Annotated in this window: 18 protein-coding genes; 14 read left to right on the top strand and 4 right to left on the bottom strand. The window is 70.2% G+C overall.

The annotated features are described in order from the left end of the window. Window positions 1-95 precede the first annotated feature (95 nt). On the top strand, window positions 96-1,613 hold the full coding sequence (locus CSW64_RS03645) for a methyl-accepting chemotaxis protein (RefSeq protein ID WP_099620824.1): 1,518 nt from the start codon (window positions 96-98) through the stop codon (window positions 1,611-1,613). A gap of 33 nt (window positions 1,614-1,646) precedes the next feature. Then, window positions 1,647-2,363, top strand: coding sequence for a helix-turn-helix domain-containing protein (locus tag CSW64_RS03640; RefSeq protein ID WP_099620823.1), 717 nt, complete (start codon window positions 1,647-1,649; stop codon window positions 2,361-2,363). Here the strand turns inward: CSW64_RS03640 and CSW64_RS03635 are convergent. After that, entirely contained in the window at window positions 2,347-3,216 is an 870-nt protein-coding gene (locus CSW64_RS03635; protein ID WP_099620822.1) for a sterol desaturase family protein, read from the bottom strand. The two genes, CSW64_RS03640 and CSW64_RS03635, sit on opposite strands and share 17 nt — an antisense overlap. A gap of 196 nt (window positions 3,217-3,412) precedes the next feature. On the opposite strand from CSW64_RS03635, the gene CSW64_RS03630 reads away from it, so the two are divergent. The 3 genes from CSW64_RS03630 to CSW64_RS03620 all read left to right on the top strand — a co-directional run bounded on the left by CSW64_RS03630 (window position 3,413) and on the right by CSW64_RS03620 (window position 5,392). Further along, complete coding sequence (locus CSW64_RS03630; RefSeq protein WP_099620821.1) at window positions 3,413-3,790, top strand: nuclear transport factor 2 family protein; 378 nt, start codon at window positions 3,413-3,415, stop codon at window positions 3,788-3,790. A gap of 71 nt (window positions 3,791-3,861) precedes the next feature. Beyond that, window positions 3,862-4,530, top strand: coding sequence for a glutathione S-transferase family protein (locus CSW64_RS03625; RefSeq protein ID WP_099620820.1), 669 nt, complete (start codon window positions 3,862-3,864; stop codon window positions 4,528-4,530). A gap of 67 nt (window positions 4,531-4,597) precedes the next feature. After that, the gene (locus CSW64_RS03620) at window positions 4,598-5,392 is read left to right on the top strand and encodes a glucose 1-dehydrogenase (RefSeq protein ID WP_099620819.1); all 795 of its coding nucleotides are present in this window, start codon (window positions 4,598-4,600) and stop codon (window positions 5,390-5,392) included. A 63-nt stretch (window positions 5,393-5,455) separates the two neighbouring features. Here CSW64_RS03620 and CSW64_RS03615 read toward each other — a convergent pair whose 3' ends face one another. Then, entirely contained in the window at window positions 5,456-5,977 is a 522-nt protein-coding gene (locus tag CSW64_RS03615; protein ID WP_099620818.1) for a GNAT family N-acetyltransferase, read from the bottom strand. Between the two features lie 20 nt (window positions 5,978-5,997). Continuing rightward, the gene (locus tag CSW64_RS03610; protein WP_099620817.1) at window positions 5,998-6,834 is read right to left on the bottom strand and encodes a DMT family transporter; all 837 of its coding nucleotides are present in this window, start codon (window positions 6,832-6,834) and stop codon (window positions 5,998-6,000) included. A gap of 170 nt (window positions 6,835-7,004) precedes the next feature. Between CSW64_RS03610 and greA the strand changes: the two genes are divergently transcribed. From greA to CSW64_RS03590, 4 genes are all read left to right on the top strand, one after another. Next, the gene (gene greA / locus CSW64_RS03605) at window positions 7,005-7,478 is read left to right on the top strand and encodes a transcription elongation factor GreA (protein WP_099620816.1); all 474 of its coding nucleotides are present in this window, start codon (window positions 7,005-7,007) and stop codon (window positions 7,476-7,478) included. 92 nt (window positions 7,479-7,570) lie between these two features. Further along, window positions 7,571-8,527 (top strand): mitochondrial fission ELM1 family protein, encoded by a 957-nt coding sequence (locus CSW64_RS03600; RefSeq protein ID WP_099624100.1) that lies wholly within the window; start codon window positions 7,571-7,573, stop codon window positions 8,525-8,527. 201 nt (window positions 8,528-8,728) lie between these two features. Further along, entirely contained in the window at window positions 8,729-9,325 is a 597-nt protein-coding gene (locus CSW64_RS03595) for a hypothetical protein (RefSeq protein ID WP_150131321.1), read from the top strand. Window positions 9,326-9,373: 48 nt separating this feature from the next. After that, window positions 9,374-10,093, top strand: a complete 720-nt coding sequence (locus CSW64_RS03590) for a cytidylyltransferase domain-containing protein (protein ID WP_099620814.1) — start codon at window positions 9,374-9,376, stop codon at window positions 10,091-10,093. On the opposite strand, the gene CSW64_RS22260 is transcribed toward CSW64_RS03590, so the two are convergent. Beyond that, complete coding sequence (locus tag CSW64_RS22260; RefSeq protein WP_245863823.1) at window positions 10,069-10,335, bottom strand: hypothetical protein; 267 nt, start codon at window positions 10,333-10,335, stop codon at window positions 10,069-10,071. The two genes, CSW64_RS03590 and CSW64_RS22260, sit on opposite strands and share 25 nt — an antisense overlap. A gap of 227 nt (window positions 10,336-10,562) precedes the next feature. On the opposite strand from CSW64_RS22260, the gene CSW64_RS22255 reads away from it, so the two are divergent. The 5 genes from CSW64_RS22255 (at window position 10,563) to CSW64_RS03565 (ending at window position 14,657) form a co-directional block, all read left to right on the top strand. Further along, complete coding sequence (locus CSW64_RS22255; protein ID WP_245863822.1) at window positions 10,563-11,081, top strand: hypothetical protein; 519 nt, start codon at window positions 10,563-10,565, stop codon at window positions 11,079-11,081. A 73-nt stretch (window positions 11,082-11,154) separates the two neighbouring features. Beyond that, window positions 11,155-11,799: a class I SAM-dependent methyltransferase gene (locus tag CSW64_RS03580; protein ID WP_099620813.1), complete on the top strand. Its 645-nt coding sequence runs from the start codon at window positions 11,155-11,157 to the stop codon at window positions 11,797-11,799. Continuing rightward, entirely contained in the window at window positions 11,796-13,049 is a 1,254-nt protein-coding gene (locus CSW64_RS03575; RefSeq protein WP_099620812.1) for an NAD(P)-binding protein, read from the top strand. Before CSW64_RS03580 ends, CSW64_RS03575 begins: the two co-directional genes overlap by 4 nt. Beyond that, a complete protein-coding gene (locus CSW64_RS03570; RefSeq protein WP_099620811.1) occupies window positions 13,046-13,744 on the top strand; it encodes a WbqC family protein in 699 nt (232 codons plus the stop codon). The genes CSW64_RS03575 and CSW64_RS03570 overlap by 4 nt, the downstream gene beginning before the upstream one ends. Window positions 13,745-13,790: 46 nt before the next feature. Next, window positions 13,791-14,657, top strand: a complete 867-nt coding sequence (locus CSW64_RS03565) for an SDR family NAD(P)-dependent oxidoreductase (RefSeq protein ID WP_099620810.1) — start codon at window positions 13,791-13,793, stop codon at window positions 14,655-14,657. The last annotated feature ends 71 nt before the right edge of the window (window positions 14,658-14,728 follow it).

The raw sequence follows: 14,728 nt of genomic DNA, 5'->3' as shown, positions 1-14,728 counted from the left end.
CCCGACGACTAGTCGCGCGGCGGGGGCGCGCAGAGCGTCCGCTTCGCCGCGCCGACTCCGGGGCGGCTCGCCCCCGGAACGCGGGGGAGCTCCCGATGTCGAATGACTACGCTCTCAGTCAGCGTCTCGATTTCATGCAGCTGGACGCCGCCGGCCGCGTCGCGCTGGCCAGTCTGAAGCCGACTCTCGAGCGCGAGATCGGCGGGGCGATGGACACCTTCTACACCCGGGTCGAAGCCTTCCCCGAGGTTCGCCGCTTCTTCACCAACCAGGACATGCTGTCCTCGGCGCGGCGGCGGCAGGAGCAGCACTGGGGCATCATCGGCTCGGCCGACTATGGCGACGCCTATGTCCGGGGCGTGCGGGCGATCGGCCAGGCGCACGCGCGCCTGGGCCTGGAGCCGCGCTGGTACATCGGCGGCTACGCCCTGATCACAGAACATCTGATCAAGGCCACGGTGCGCGACCTGTGGCCCAAGGCCCGGCTCGGCGGCAAGGACGCCGCCGCGACCGCGCGCGCGGGCTCGGCCCTGGCCGCCCTGATGAAGGCCGTCCTGCTGGACATGGACTTCGCCATCTCGATCTACATCGAGACGCTGGAAGACGAGCGCCGCAAGCAGGAAGCGGTTCGCCAGGAGGCCGAGGAGGAGCAGAACCGCCTGGTCACGCTCCTGGGCGAGGCCCTGGAGCGGCTGGCCGCCGGCGATCTGGTCGCCCGGCTGAGCGGCGAGGTGGCGCCGCAGTTCGCCAAGCTGAAGGACGACTACAACGCCGCCGTCGACGCGCTCCAGGACACTCTGCGCGCCGTGAACCAGACCGCGACGACCATCCGCTCCGGCACCGACGAGATCGCGCTGGCTTCCGACGACCTGTCCCGCCGCACCGAGCAGCAGGCCGCCAGCCTGGAGGAGACCGCCGCGGCCATGGAAGAGCTGACCGCCACGGTGAAGAAGGCCTCCGAAGGCGCAGAGCGCGCCTCCGAACTGGTCGGCACGGCCAAGAACGAGGCCGAGCACTCCGGCGCGGTCATGCAGGAGGCGGTGTCGGCGATGAACGAGATCGCCAAGTCCTCCCAGCAGATCAGCCAGATCATCGGCGTGATCGATGAGATCGCTTTTCAGACCAACCTGCTGGCCTTGAACGCGGGCGTCGAGGCGGCCCGGGCCGGCGACGCCGGCAAGGGCTTCGCGGTCGTCGCGTCCGAGGTCCGCGCCCTGGCCCAGCGCTCGGCCGAGGCCGCCAAGGAGATCAAGGGCTTGATCTCGACCTCCAGCGGCCAGGTGAACGAAGGCGTCCGGCTGGTCGGCGACACCGGCGAGGCGCTGCGCCGCATCGTCGACCGGGTGGGCGAGATCAACGGCCTGGTCTCCGAGATCTCGGCCTCCTCGCGCGAGCAGTCGATCAGCTTGGCCGAGGTGAACGGCGCGGTGACCCAGATGGATCAGGTGACCCAGCAGAACGCCGCCATGGTCGAGCAGTCGACCGCCGCCACCCACACCCTCAACGGCGAGACCGGCGAGCTGATCCGGCTGGTGCAGCGGTTCATCGTCGGCGACGCCGGCCAGCCGGAGGTCCTCGCCGCCCGCGATCGCCTGCACAGCCTCGCCGGCTAGCGCTCTCGGACAGTCCGGTTAGGGTGCCGGGGCATGACGTCCTCGGCGCCCAAACCGGCCGGCTGGTCCGGCGATCTCGACCTCGGCGACGGCTGGGCCGTCTGGCGCGGCGCGGTCGGCGATGCGGCGATCCACCGCCATCTGGCCGCCCAGGCCGTCTTCGCGCCCGAACCGATCGCGATCACCGACGCCGAGGGCCGGACCGCGACCGGCTGCTGTGTCCTCGTCGATCCCCTCGTCGCCCATCGGCTCGGCGCCCACCCACACGCGGAACTGGTCTTCGTCGAGCCGGCTCGCCGGCTGCCGCCGTCCGTCGCCGAACGCCTCGAAGCCGCCCGCTCGGCGGGAGCCCTGGTCCTGATCTCGGCGCCTCAAGGCCCACGCTTCTGGGCCCGGTGGCTGGCTGAACCGGACACGCCCGCCGCGCCGTCCGATCCCCGCATCGCCGCCGCCCTGGAGGCCATCGAGACGATGATCGCCGACGGGCCGGCCTCCCTGGCGGCGGCGGCGAAGGCGTCCGGCCTGTCGTCCGAACGCTTCCGCCACCGCTTCGCCGACCAAGTCGGCGTCCCCTTCCGGCGCTATGTCCAGTGGCGACGGCTGCGGCTGGCGGCCGCCGCCCTGTCCGCCGGCGAGGACGCCACCCGCGCAGCCCACACGGCAGGCTTCGCCGACTCTGCCCATTTCGCGCGAACGCTGAAGGCGACCTTCGGCGTTACGGCCGGCCAGGCCCTCACGAGATCTCGCTGACCTCGACCGCCTCGGCTTTCCGGAACGGCTCGGCGAGCTGAGCGAGATAGCCGACCGGATAGTCCGGCTGCGTCCCGATCCCGATGTCGTCCGAAATGAACCGGTGGTCCGGCTCCCAGACCGCCGTCCCCAGCAGCCTGTCCCAGACCGTCAGGAACAGGCCGAAGTTCACATCGCCTTCCTTCGCCCATTTGCGGTGGTGCGAGCGATGCACCGGCGCCAGGGCCAGGACGCGGCGCAGCGGCCCGATGCGCATGTCGACGTTGGAATGCTGGAGCAGCAGCTGGATCATCACCGAGAAGCCGAGCAGCAGCGCGACCTCGTAGGGCATCCCGGCGAGCAGCAGCGGCGCGGTCCCCACGCCCATCTCGGCGGCCAGGTGCGCCGGGTGCTTCATCAGCCCGTTGAAGCCATACATCCGGGTCGGCGAATGGTGCACGGCGTGGAAGCGCCACAGCCAGGCCCACCGGTGGCTGAAATAGTGGGTCAGAGTGATCCCCAGGTCGGCGACGACCACCGCGACCAGCCACTGAGCCCACACCGGCCATTCGGTCGGCCAGATCCCCGCCCACGGACGCACCGCGGCCAGCAGCGGGATCGCGCCGAGCGCCAACAATGTCAGGCCCTCGTTGGTCAGGGCGTGGGCAAGGTCGCGCCGGACGTCTCCGCGAGGCCGGTTCCAGTCCGGTTGGTAGGGCGCCCATCGCTCGCAGGCGAAGGAAGCCGAGATCGCCGCCAGCGCGAGACCGCCGAGTGTTGCGGGCGGCCAGCCCATGGCGACGGCGAAGATCGCCGCCCCGTTGAACACCGCCAACATGGCCGGCGCATAGACCGCTCCGATCACCCGCTTCATCGCGCATCTCCTTGTAACCCGCCCTGTAATCAGGACGGCAGGATCGGGGAGACGCGGCGTCCGGTCTTGAACCAGACGGTCGCCAAAAGGACCTCGCTCATGACCGCTGCGTTCAAGCGCCCTCGCGTTCGGGCGAAGCCCCTCCCATATCGCGGGTCGGCGGCGGGACCGCCGGACAATCAGGGATGAGAGACCGATGCCCGACCGGAACCGCGTGGAAGCCTTCGTCGCCGCCGTCGAGCGCGGCGACTATGTCGAGGCGATCGAGGCCTTCTACACCGACGAAGCCTCCATGCAGGAGAACGTCGGGCGCAAGCTGACCGGCCGCCCCGCGCTGGTCGAGAACGAGAAGGCCGCCCTCGCGCGGAGCCGGATCGCCGCGCGCCGGGGATCGATCGCCCTGGTCGACGGCGACCGGGTGGCGATCCGTTGGGTGTTCGAGATGACGCCGCACGCCGGCGGACCCACCGTGACCCTGGACGAGATCGCCTGGCAGCGCTGGGAGGGCGACCGCATCGCCGAGGAGCGGTTCTACTACGACCCGGCCCAAGTCACGCCGCCCGCGCAGAAATAATTTACGTAGTAAATTATCCTGGACTCACCGCGGCGTCGCGCTAGGGTCTCCGACGAAACCGGAGCCTCGCGATGCTGACCGTCCATCACCTGAACAACTCCCGCTCCCAGCGCGTGCTGTGGCTCCTGGAAGAGCTCGGCCTGCCCTACGAGATCCGCCACTACCAGCGCGATCCCAAGACCATGCTGGCCCCGCCGGAGCTGAAGGCGATCCATCCACTGGGCAAGTCGCCGGTGATCACCGACGGCGCCGTGGTGCTGGCCGAGACGGGGGCCATCGTCGAGACGGTGGTCGAGACCTACGGCGGCGGACGCCTGCGGCCGGCTGCGGGAACGCCCGATCGCCAGCGCTGGACCTACTGGCTGCACTACGCCGAAGGCTCGGCGATGCCGCCTCTGCTGATGAAGCTGGTGTTCGGCGTGCTGCCGCAACGCGCGCCCCTCCTGGTCAAGCCGATCGTGAACGGCATCGCCAACACGGCCCAGAAGAGCTTCGTCGATCCCCAGCTGAAGGCGCATTTCGACTATTGGGAGGCCGAACTCGGCAGGTCGGAGTGGTTCGCCGGAAGCGAGTTCAGCGCCGCCGACATCATGATGAGCTTCCCGATCGAGGCCGGCGCGAGCCGCGGCGGCGCGCTGGAGGGCCGGCCGAAGCTGACCGCCTTCCTGCACCGCATCCACAACCGCCCCGCCTACCGCGCCGCGCTGGAGAAGGGCGGCCCCTACGCCTACGCCGAATAGGCATTGCCGAGCGGCGGCTTCCCCCTAAAGTTATCACCGATAACAAACACAATAGGGAGAAGCGCCGATGTCAGGTCGGGTTGCGGGGAAGGTCGCTCTGGTCACCGGGGCGGCGAGCGGTATCGGGCTGGCGTGCGCCCAGCGGCTTGCGGCCGAGGGCGCGTCGGTCGTCCTGACGGACATTCAGGACGCCAAGGGCGAGACGGCGGCGCGTGAGATCGGCGGCGCGTCCGTCTATCTGCGTCACGACGTCACCGACGAGAATGCCTGGATCGCCGTCGTGGCGAAGGCCCGCGAGCTGTTCGGCCGGCTGGACGTTCTGGTCAACAACGCCGGGATCGGCGTCGGCGGGCCGGTGACCGAGATCACGCTGGAGACCTGGCGCCGGCAGCAGGCCATCAACGTCGAGGGCGTGTTCCTGGGCGTGAAGCACAGCCTGCCCCTCATGCGCGAAGGCGGCGGGGGCAGCATCATCAACATGTCGTCCGTGGCCGGACTGATGGGCGCGGCCAACATGACCAGCTACTGCGCGACCAAGGGCGCGGTGCGGCTGTTCACCAAGGCGGCGGCGATGGAATGCGCCCAGGCCCGCGACGGCGTGCGGGTCAACTCGGTCCACCCTGGCATCATCGAGACGCCGATCTGGGACACGATCAGCGACACCCTGGCCGGCGGCGGATCGAGCAACGCGGCTCCGACCCGGGCGATGGACCTCGACGACATGACCGCCGTGGCGACCCCGCTCGGCCACAAGGGCTGGCCGGCCGACATCGCCGAGGGCGTGCTGTTCCTGGCCTCAGACGAGTCCCGCTACATGACCGGCGCCGAGCTGGTGATCGACGGCGGCATGACGGCCCGCTAGGGGGCCTCGGGCTTGGGAGCGCGTCCGGGCGGCGGAACCGCAAACACTTCCGCCTGACGCGCTCTAGGTCAGATCCTTCGCCAGAATGTAGTCGTCGTAGCCGTTGTCGCCGACGTGGAAGATCCGCGTCCCGACCCGCTCGAAGCCGTTGCGGGCGTAGAAGGCCAGCGCCTTCTCGTTCTCGCTGTAGACGCCGAGCAGAAGCCGCTTCGCCCCCGCCTCGCGGGCGGCGGCGACGGCGGTCTGCATCAGCCGCTTGCCCAGTCCCCCGCCGTGGTGACGGTGCAGCAGGTAGATCCGCGTCAGCTCCACGTCGTCCGGCCCGGTCTCGACCGGCAGGTCGGGCTTGCTGAGCAGGATGAAGCCCACCGGCGCGCCGCCCGGCGCCTGCTCGGCCAGGAACAGCCGCCGGGTCGGGTCGGCGAGATGCTTGGCGTAGGCCTGCGGCGTGTGAACCTTGCCGCATTGGAACAGGATATCCCGCCCGTCGATGACCCCGGCGTAGGTCTCCAGGAAGGTGGCCGCGGCGACCAGGGCCAGGGCGTCGGCGTCTTCGGGGCCACAGGGGCGGATCTCGATACTCATGGGCCCTACCTAGGCGGCGCTCAGCCGCCCGCCAAGAGCAGGGCCGCGCCCAAGCCGATCACCAGCGCCCCGGCGATCCGGCCGGCCGTCATCCGTTCACGGAGGAAGAGGATGCCGATGGCCAGGGCGAAGACGATCGACGTCTCGCGCAGGGCCGCCAGCCGGGGCGTGTCGCCCAGCCGATAGGCCCACAGCGCCAGGCCGTAGGTCACGATCGACAGCGCTCCGGCGGCCAGGCCGGCCTTCCACTCCGATCGCGCCGCCAGGATGAAGCGAGGCCCGCGCCATAGCGCGAACAGCAAGGCGATCCCGCCGCCCAAGGCGAGGTAGACCCAGACGATGTAGCTCAGCGCGCTTGGGGCGGCCCGCACGCCCTGAGCGTCGATGACGGTGTAGACGGCGATGGTCGCCCCGGTCGCCGCGGCCCAGCCGAGCGCGCGCCGGTCGGCATGACGGCCCAGCCCGACGATCATCACCCCCAACGACACCAGCCCGATCCCGCCCGCGACCAGCCAGGTGAGCGGCTCGTCGAACACCAGCACCGCCGCCGTGGCGGCCAGGGCCGGCGCGACGCCCCGCGCGATCGGATAGGCCACCGTCATGTCGGCCCGCTCGAACGCCTTGATCAGGCAGAACAGGTAGACGAGGTGCGTCGCCCAGCTGCCGGCCAGCCAGCCCCAGGCGCCATGCGGAAGCGAGACGAAGAAGGCCGCGGGCAGCACCAGCAGGGCCGAAAAGCCGTCGATCAGCGCCCGGCTGGACATCTTGTCCTTGCCGGCCTTGAGGATCGCGTTGACCACCGCATGGGCGGCGCCCGAGGCGATCATCATCAGCGCGGCGCCTTGGGCGAGGTCCATGACTCCGTGTGACAGACTTCCGCTGCGGACGGCAATCAACCCCTTCCTGTTGCGCTGCGGTATGCAGCCTTGAATTTTCGAACATCGCGGACTAGTCTCGCCGCCCCCGGTCGTCCGCGTCCGCGATCGGAAATCACCTCCTCCCAGGGCGAAGCCGAGCTCATCTCCGAATGGAAAAAGTGCCGATGACCGCCGGGGGCTACACGGCCCTCGACGAAGAACTGAAGCGTCTCAAGACGGTGGAGCGGCCGAACGTGATCGCCGCCATCGCGGAAGCGCGTGCGCACGGCGATCTCTCCGAGAACGCCGAGTATCACGCCGCCAAGGAACGCCAAGGCTGGATCGAAGGCCGGATCGCCGAGATCGAGGACAAGATCGCGCGCGCGCAGGTCATCGACGTCACCAAGCTTTCCGGCGAACAGATCAAGTTCGGCGCGACCGTCACCGTGGTCGACGAGGACACCGAGGACGAGGGTCGCTACCAGATCGTGGGCGACCACGAAGCCGACGTGAAGGCCGGCCGCATCTCGCTGTCTTCGCCGCTGTCGCGCGCGATGATCGGCAAGGGCGTGGGCGATGTCGTCGAGGTCAACACCCCGGGCGGCGTGAAGGCCTACGAAATCCTCAAGGTGGAGTGGATCTGACGGTCGCTTTCGGCGGCCGGAAGAGGCTTGGCCATGATGGATATTGAGTGATCGTGGCCAAGCAAGCTCCTCCCCCCCTGACGATCTGGGCGATGTCCGACGGACGCGCCGGCATTGAGGCCCAGGCCATCGGCCTGGCCGAAGCCATTGCGCGCCAACGCAAGGCCCAGATCGTGATCAAGCGCATCGCCTGGAAAGGCTGGCTGGGCCGCCTACCCTGGTGGCTGGTGCCTTTTCCCAAGCGCTGGCTGACGCCCGAAAGCCAGGTCGACGGGCCCTGGCCGGACATCCTGGTCGCGGCCGGTCGCGCGACCCTGCCCCTCGCCATCCGCATGCGGAAGTGGTCGGGCGGCAAGACCTTCGTGGTCCAGATTCAGGATCCCCGCGTTCCATCGCAGTTCTTCGATCTGGTCGTCCCGCCCAACCACGACCGCCTCAAGGGCGACAACGTCGTCTCGATCATCGGCGCGCCGCACCGGGTCACGGCCAAGAAGCTGGAGGACGAGTACGCCCGCTTCGCCGAGGCCATCGATCCCCTGCCCCGCCCGAGGGCGGCGGTGCTGATCGGGGGCCGATCCAAGGCTTTCGACCTTTCGCCCGAGCGCGCCGCCGAGATGGCGCATCAGATTCAGCTGCCGCTCGAGCAGGAAGGCGGCTCGCTGCTGATGACCTTCTCGCGGCGCACGCCCGGCCAGGCCCGGGCGCTGCTGACCGCGCGGCTGAAGAACCTGCCCGGCCTGATCTGGGACGGGACGGGCGACAACCCCTATTTCGCCTTCCTGGCCGGCGCCGACTACATCCTGGTCACCGAGGACTCGGCCAACATGGCCACCGAGGCGGCCAGCACCGGCAAGCCGGTCTTCATCCTGAAGATGGACGGCTCAAGCCTGAAGTTCCGGCTGTTCCACGAGGAGCTGGAGCGCCACGGCGCCGCCCGTCCGTTCGGCGGCGCCTTCCACGGCTGGACCTACGAACCCCTGGCCGAGACCGACCGCGCCGCCGCCGAGGTGCTGGCGCGAATGGAGGCCAAGCGGCTGACGCTTTCCTAGCCGGCCTCAGCCGCTATGATCCCGTCAGTTTCGGGGGTTATGATGAAGTTCAGAGCTACAACGGTCGCGATTTTCGCGGCCCTTGTCCTGTTTCCGCCTTCTGCGATCGCTGCATCGACTTCGCCGCCGCCTTCGGTCGCCTCGCAGGAGGTTTCGGAGGCCGATCGCAAGGCTTTTCGCGGGGCGATCGCCAGCAATCCCGTGCTCACCCTGATCCAGGAGAGCTTCCCTGAGGAGTACGGGCCGTTCGAGACCCAGCTGCTGCGCGACGCAAGCACGGGAGCCCTAAACACCCAACAGGTCATGGAGCGAACGAGCACCTTCATCACCGCCATCCAGCTCCGGCTGCTGCCCGACCTACCCAAGGCCTCGGCGGCGGAGTTGAAGGCCCTGATGGTCCAGCACGTCGCCGCGACGCAGGTCCTGCAGAAGTACAATCTACATGCCTGCCGGGAATTCGGCGCCGGCCGCGGCTCGACGATGGAGATGTACGCTTCCTTGCCGGAGGAGGCGGTTCGGGCGCTGCAGGCTTACAGCGCCACGGAAATGAGGACGGCCATCTCGGGAGCCAAGCAGAAACTTCGCCACGCGCCCTTGAAGGATGGAGCCCTGGAACCGGTGGTCCTGCGCTACGAGAAGGCTGGCGGCAGCCTTGAGTTCCTGGCCGTGATGGCCGACCCCAGCAGCGGCGTCCTTACGCCGGCTGAGCATTGTCGAGACACGATCCTCTGGCTCCAACTCATCAGTGAGGAGAGCCCCGAGCTCATTGCTTCGGTGCTCAGCGCCGAAGAGGACTAAGCCCTCTGGATTCCCAACCCCGGCGAATGCCTCTAGCGTCCGGCGGCGATGACCGTCCTCGCCGTCCTGCAGGCCCGCATGAGCTCCACCCGCTTGCCGGGCAAGGTGCTCATGCCGCTGGCTGGCGCGCCGATGATCGTGCGCCAGATCGAGCGGGTGGCGCGGGCGCGACGGATCGACCGGCTGGTGGTCGCCACCAGCACGGGGCCCGAGGACGACGTTCTGGCCGAGACATGCCGCCGCGAGGGCGTGGCGGTGCATCGCGGACCGCTCGATGACGTGCTGGCGCGGTTCGTCGGGGCGCTGGAGGTCTTTCCGGCCGACCAGGTCGTGCGCCTGACCGCCGACTGTCCGCTGGCCGATCCCGAGGTCATCGACGCGACCATCGCCCTGCAGCTCGACAGCGGATGCGACTACGCCAGCAACAGCCCCGAGCCGGGCGCCTGGGCCAAGGGCCTGGACGTCGAGGTGGTCACCGCCGACGCCTTGCGGCTGGCCGCCCAGCGGGCGACGACGCCGGAGGAGCATGAACACGTGACCTGGGGCGTCTGGACCCGGCCGGACCTCTACCGCCTGGCCTGGCTGCCGGCGCCGGACGACCAGGCCGACGTCCGCTGGACGGTCGACCGGCCCGACGACTATGCCTTCGTCGCCGCCGTCTACGACGCCCTCTATCCGCGGAACCGCGCCTTCGGCTCCGAGGATATCCGCGCCTTTCTGCGGGAGCGGCCGGACCTGGCGGACTACGGCGGGGACCGACGGCTATGAGCGGAGCGCCCTCCGTCCTGTTCGTCTGCGACGCCGGCCCATCCGTAGGCGGCGGCCACGTCATGCGGTCCCTGACCCTGGCCCGGGCGCTGCAGGCGCGGGGCGCGCGCTGCGCCTTCCGCAGCCATCCCGACGGCGACGCCGTGCTGGCGACCTTCGCGCCGGACATGCCGCTGGCCGCCGACGATCGAGGCTTCGACGCCCTGGCGTTCGACCACTACGCCCTGGGCGCGGCGGACCATGCCGCCATCGCCAAGGGGCGTCCGACGCTGGTCATCGACGACCTGGCCGACCGGCCGCTGGCGGCCGATCTGGTGCTCGACGCGGGTCTCGCTCGGGCGTCGAGCGACTACCGCGGCCTTGCGCCGCCTGGATGCGAACTGCTGCTCGGGCCGAACTTCGCGCCCCTGCGGCCGGACTTCGCCGCTCGCCGCGAAGAGGCTCTGGCCCGCCGCGCCGCGGGGGGCCGGTGCGGAGAATCCTGGTCTCGCTGGGCCTCACCGATGTCGGCGGGATCACCGCGCGCATCGTCGAGCGCCTGGCCGGCGCCGCCTTGCTGGACGTCGTGGTCGGCTCGATCGCGCCCAGCCTGCCCGCGTTGCGCGCGCTGGCCGAAGCCGACCCGCTGGTCCGGCTGCATGTCGACACCTCCGACATGGCGGCGCTGACCGCCCAGGCCGACATCGCCATCGGCGCCGGCGGCTCGTCGAGCTGGGAGCGCTGCGTCCTGGGCCTGCCGACGCTGCTGCTGGTCTTGGCCGACAATCAGACCCCCGCCGCTACGGCCCTGGCCGAGGCTGGAGCCGTAGCGGCGCTCGACGTGGCCGAGATCGAGACGGCTTTCGACGCCCTGGCGGCGCGGCTGCTGGGCGACGAAGCCCTCCGCGCCCGGCTCTCGCGCAACGCCGCCGACATCTGCGACGGCCGCGGCGCCGAACGGGTCGCCGACCGGCTGCTGACCCGCCTGGAACACCCTCGACGAGCTTAACGAAGCCTTCGCCAAATCGCCGGAGTCTGGCGCGGTCGATCGGGCCCGAACGCCCGACAGGGGCCTACTCCACATGCGCGCTCTGCCCGAGATCCGGGGCCTGAAGTATCCCGACGAGTTCGTCGCCCGCCATTTTTTCAAGCGCGGCCTCGACCGGCGCACCGGCCGGGTGCTGGAGCTGGGCAGCGGAACCGGCAACAACCTGTCGCTCTACGCCGCGTGGGGCTGGTCGCTGACCGGCGTCGACTACAGCGACCAGGCCCTGAAGGATGCGCGCTGGAACCTGGGCGACGCGCCCGACCTGCTGCAGGCGGATCTGGCCCACGGCCTGCCGCCGCTGGACGCGCCCTACGACGTGCTGCTGATCCCCAACCTGCTCTGCTACCTCACGGCCGCCGAGGCGCGGGCGCGCCTGTCGGAGCTGAAGCCGCTGCTCGCCCGCGACGCCGAGGTCTTCGTCCGAACCCGCCTGATCGACGACTACCGCTATGGCCGGGGCGAGGAGGAGGAGCCGGACGGCTTCCGCCTGGCCACGCCCGAGACCGGCGAAGCGGGGCTGTTCAACCTCTTCTACACGGAAGCCGGCCTGCTCGATCTGCTGAGCGACGTCCTCGGCCTGGTCGACCCGCAGGTCTTCCGCGTGCGGTTCGACAACCTGCAGGCCGGCCGCCGGGTGCCCGGCAACAGCGACATCGTGATCTGGGGTCAGGCCTCGTGAGCCGGCGTCTGCGCATCATCGGCGGCGGACTGACGGGCATCCTGGCCGCGTTCGAAGGCCACCGCCTGGGCTGGCGCGACATCGTCCTGCACGAGCGGTTCGAGGGCCTGGGCGGCGTCGCCCGCCCCCGCGTGGCCCACGGCGCCGAGCTGCGCGACGGCTGCGTCTATTTCGGCGGCCCGGGCGACCCCATCGTCACGATCCTGACGACCCATGGCGCGAAGTTCGAAGCCTTCGCCAACCGCTTCGGCTCGGTCAGTCCGTCCACGACCGGCGCCACGATCTTCTGCCGGGACTTCGGCGGCCCCGTGGTCGAGACGGAGGAGACCGCGCTGGCCTCGGTCGGCGGCGCGAGTCTCGCCGACCGCCTGAGCGCCTATCCCGAACCGGTCCGCGGGAGTCTGGAGCGGTACTGCCGCTGGCACCTGGACGACGCCGGTCTGGCCGGCATCGACGCCGAGGCGGCCATCCCGCTGGCCATCAACCGCGTAGTCCCGGCCTACGCCGATTTCGACGCCCTGGCCGACGCCAAGCGCGCTGATCCGCGAATGGACGACCTGTGGGGCATCCCCCGCGGGCACTGGGGCCGCACCGCCAACCTCGTCGCCAGCCTGCCGACCGGCGGCTTCGCGACGCTGTTCGAGACCTGCCGGCGCGCCCTGCTGGACCTGGGCGTGCGGCTCGAGACCGAGAGCCTGGTCCCGCCGCGCCAGGCCTTCGCCGAACTGGGCGACGACGACACGCTGGTCTGGGCGGCCAGCCCGACTCCGCTGTTCAAGCCGCTAGGCCTGGCGACGCCCCACCTGCTCCGCAAGACCTTCGCCAGCTACATCTACGAGGCGCGGTTCGACGGCCCCTGTCCGGCCTACGTCCAGAACTTCACCGCCCAGGGGTCCGCCTTCCGCGTCTATGTCTATGTCACCGGCGGCCGGACGATGGCGGTGGCCGAATGCGTACGCGAGGCCGACCCGCTGGACCTGAAGGCTGAGATGGCCGACCTGATGGCCGGTCTGGGCGCGTTGGAGGTCGGCGAGCTGGCGCAGGTCTCCGTGCAGCCGCGCTGGATCTACCATTCGCGCGAAGCCGTCGACGGCCTGGCCGCCTTGCGCGCCGCCGCGGCCGCTCGCTTCGGCCCGCGCTTCATCGCCGGCGCCTGGGAGCCCTACGCCAAGAGCGCCAAGCTGGCGCAGGTCAACGCCGCTCTCGCCGCCGCCTGGACCGGGGAGTCGGCGCTGGCCCTCACGGCATGACCCGTACGGCGGTCATCAGCCAGCCGACCTGGCTGCCCTATCTGGGCTACTTCGAGCTGATCGCCGCCGCCGACGTGTTCGTCTTCCTGGACGACGTCCAGTTCGCGCGCCGGTCCTGGCAGTCGCGCAACAGGATTCCGACGGCGAACGGCGAGCTGATGTTGACCGTGCCGGTGCGCCGCCACGACCGCGAGACCCTCATCCGCGACATCGAGGTCGACGACGGCCAGCCCTGGCGCGCCAAGCAGCTGACATCCCTGCGCCACGCCTACGCCGGCCGCCCCTTCTTCGCCGAGGGCATGGCCTTCATGGAAGAGCAGCTGGCCCGTCCCGAGCCGCGCCTGTCGGCCCTGAGCGGCGGCCTGATCGAGGCGGCCGCCCGCCGGCTGGGACTGGAGACCCTGTTCGTCCGCGCCTCCGACCTGGACTGCGATGGGGCGCGGTCGGAGCATCTGCTGGCCCTGTGCCGCAGGGTCGGGGCCGACCGCTACCTGTCGACCGGCGGATCGGCGGACTACATGGCCGAGGACGGCGTCTTCGAGGCCGCCGGCTTTCCCGTGGTTTTCCGCAGCCACCAGCCGCGTCCCTATCCGCAGGGCCGCGACCCGTTCGTCCCCTACATGGCCTTCGTCGACGCCCTGATGAACCTGGGCTGGGATGGCCTGGCGCGACACGTTCGCGAAGCCGCTGGATAACAGCGCTCTTCCGCCCCATCTTGCCTTCGAGCAACGGGAGGGGCGAATGGGCATCCAGAACAGGGCGGTCGTGATCACGGGCGTCTCCACCGGCATCGGCTGGGGCGCGACCAAGGTGCTGGTCGGCAAGGGGCTGCATGTGTTCGGCAGCGTCCGGAAACAGGCCGACGCCGATCGATTGAAGGGCGAGTTCGGCGACGCCTTCACGCCCCTGCTGTTCGACGTCACCGACGAGGCCGCCGTCCGCGCGGGCGCCCGGCAGGTCGAGGCGGCGCTGGAAGGCCGGACGCTGGCCGGTCTGGTCAACAACGCCGGCATCGCCGTGGCCGGCCCGTTGATGCATCTGCCCATCGAGGACTGGCGCAAGCAGCTGGAGGTGAACCTGACCGGCGTGGTCGTCGCCACCCAGGCTTTCGCGCCCCTGCTCGGCGCCGAAGGGACCGGCCGCAAGGACCCCGGCCGGATCGTCAACATCTCCTCGGTCGGCGGCAAGACGGGCAACCCCTTCCTGGCGCCCTACAACACCTCCAAGTTCGGCCTCGAGGGGCTGTCCGAGGCGCTGCGCCGCGAGCTGCTGCCGTTCGGGGTCGACGTCATCGTGGTCGCGCCCGGCGCGGTGGCGACGCCGATCTGGGACAAGGCCGACGAGGTCGACTCAGCCCCCTACGCCAACACCGTCTACGCCGCTCCGCTCGACAGGCTGCGCGCCTATATGCTGGCCGTCGGCAAGGCCGGGCTGCCGCCGGAGAAGATCGGCGAGGCGATCCACACCGCCCTGACCGCGCCCTCGCCGAAGACCCGCTACACGGTCTCGCCGACGCCGTTCCAGGTGTTCATGTCGGAAAAGGTCCTGTCGCCGCGGGCGCTCGACCGGATCGTGGGGAAACGGCTGGGGCTGCTGCCGGGCGGCTGAGCAGCGCTGCGTGGTTCGAGACGCCGGGCTGAGGCCCGGCTCCTCACCATGACGTATCAGTAGCGCTCTGC

Origin of the sequence: Caulobacter mirabilis (assembly GCF_002749615.1) — a bacterium.
GTDB classification, from domain to species: domain Bacteria; phylum Pseudomonadota; class Alphaproteobacteria; order Caulobacterales; family Caulobacteraceae; genus Caulobacter; species Caulobacter mirabilis.
This window is presented reverse-complemented; position numbering and strand designations above follow the sequence as displayed.

What these genes read in the sequence shown, in the direction of transcription:
- CSW64_RS22260 (WP_245863823.1), bottom strand. Translation starts at nt 10,335, where the DNA reads ATGGTCCGCCGCGCCCAGGGCGTAGTGGTCGAACGCCAGGGCGTCGAA.
- CSW64_RS03610 (WP_099620817.1), bottom strand. Translation starts at nt 6,834, where the DNA reads ATGGACCTCGCCCAAGGCGCCGCGCTGATGATGATCGCCTCGGGCGCC.
- CSW64_RS03600 (WP_099624100.1), top strand. Translation starts at nt 7,571, where the DNA reads ATGTCCGACGGACGCGCCGGCATTGAGGCCCAGGCCATCGGCCTGGCC.
- CSW64_RS03570 (WP_099620811.1), top strand. Translation starts at nt 13,046, where the DNA reads ATGACCCGTACGGCGGTCATCAGCCAGCCGACCTGGCTGCCCTATCTG.
- CSW64_RS03630 (WP_099620821.1), top strand. Translation starts at nt 3,413, where the DNA reads ATGCCCGACCGGAACCGCGTGGAAGCCTTCGTCGCCGCCGTCGAGCGC.
- CSW64_RS03590 (WP_099620814.1), top strand. Translation starts at nt 9,374, where the DNA reads ATGACCGTCCTCGCCGTCCTGCAGGCCCGCATGAGCTCCACCCGCTTG.
- CSW64_RS03645 (WP_099620824.1), top strand. Translation starts at nt 96, where the DNA reads ATGTCGAATGACTACGCTCTCAGTCAGCGTCTCGATTTCATGCAGCTG.
- CSW64_RS03620 (WP_099620819.1), top strand. Translation starts at nt 4,598, where the DNA reads ATGTCAGGTCGGGTTGCGGGGAAGGTCGCTCTGGTCACCGGGGCGGCG.
- CSW64_RS03635 (WP_099620822.1), bottom strand. Translation starts at nt 3,216, where the DNA reads ATGAAGCGGGTGATCGGAGCGGTCTATGCGCCGGCCATGTTGGCGGTG.
- CSW64_RS03615 (WP_099620818.1), bottom strand. Translation starts at nt 5,977, where the DNA reads ATGAGTATCGAGATCCGCCCCTGTGGCCCCGAAGACGCCGACGCCCTG.
- CSW64_RS03625 (WP_099620820.1), top strand. Translation starts at nt 3,862, where the DNA reads ATGCTGACCGTCCATCACCTGAACAACTCCCGCTCCCAGCGCGTGCTG.
- CSW64_RS03565 (WP_099620810.1), top strand. Translation starts at nt 13,791, where the DNA reads ATGGGCATCCAGAACAGGGCGGTCGTGATCACGGGCGTCTCCACCGGC.
- greA (WP_099620816.1), top strand. Translation starts at nt 7,005, where the DNA reads ATGGAAAAAGTGCCGATGACCGCCGGGGGCTACACGGCCCTCGACGAA.
- CSW64_RS03580 (WP_099620813.1), top strand. Translation starts at nt 11,155, where the DNA reads ATGCGCGCTCTGCCCGAGATCCGGGGCCTGAAGTATCCCGACGAGTTC.
- CSW64_RS03640 (WP_099620823.1), top strand. Translation starts at nt 1,647, where the DNA reads ATGACGTCCTCGGCGCCCAAACCGGCCGGCTGGTCCGGCGATCTCGAC.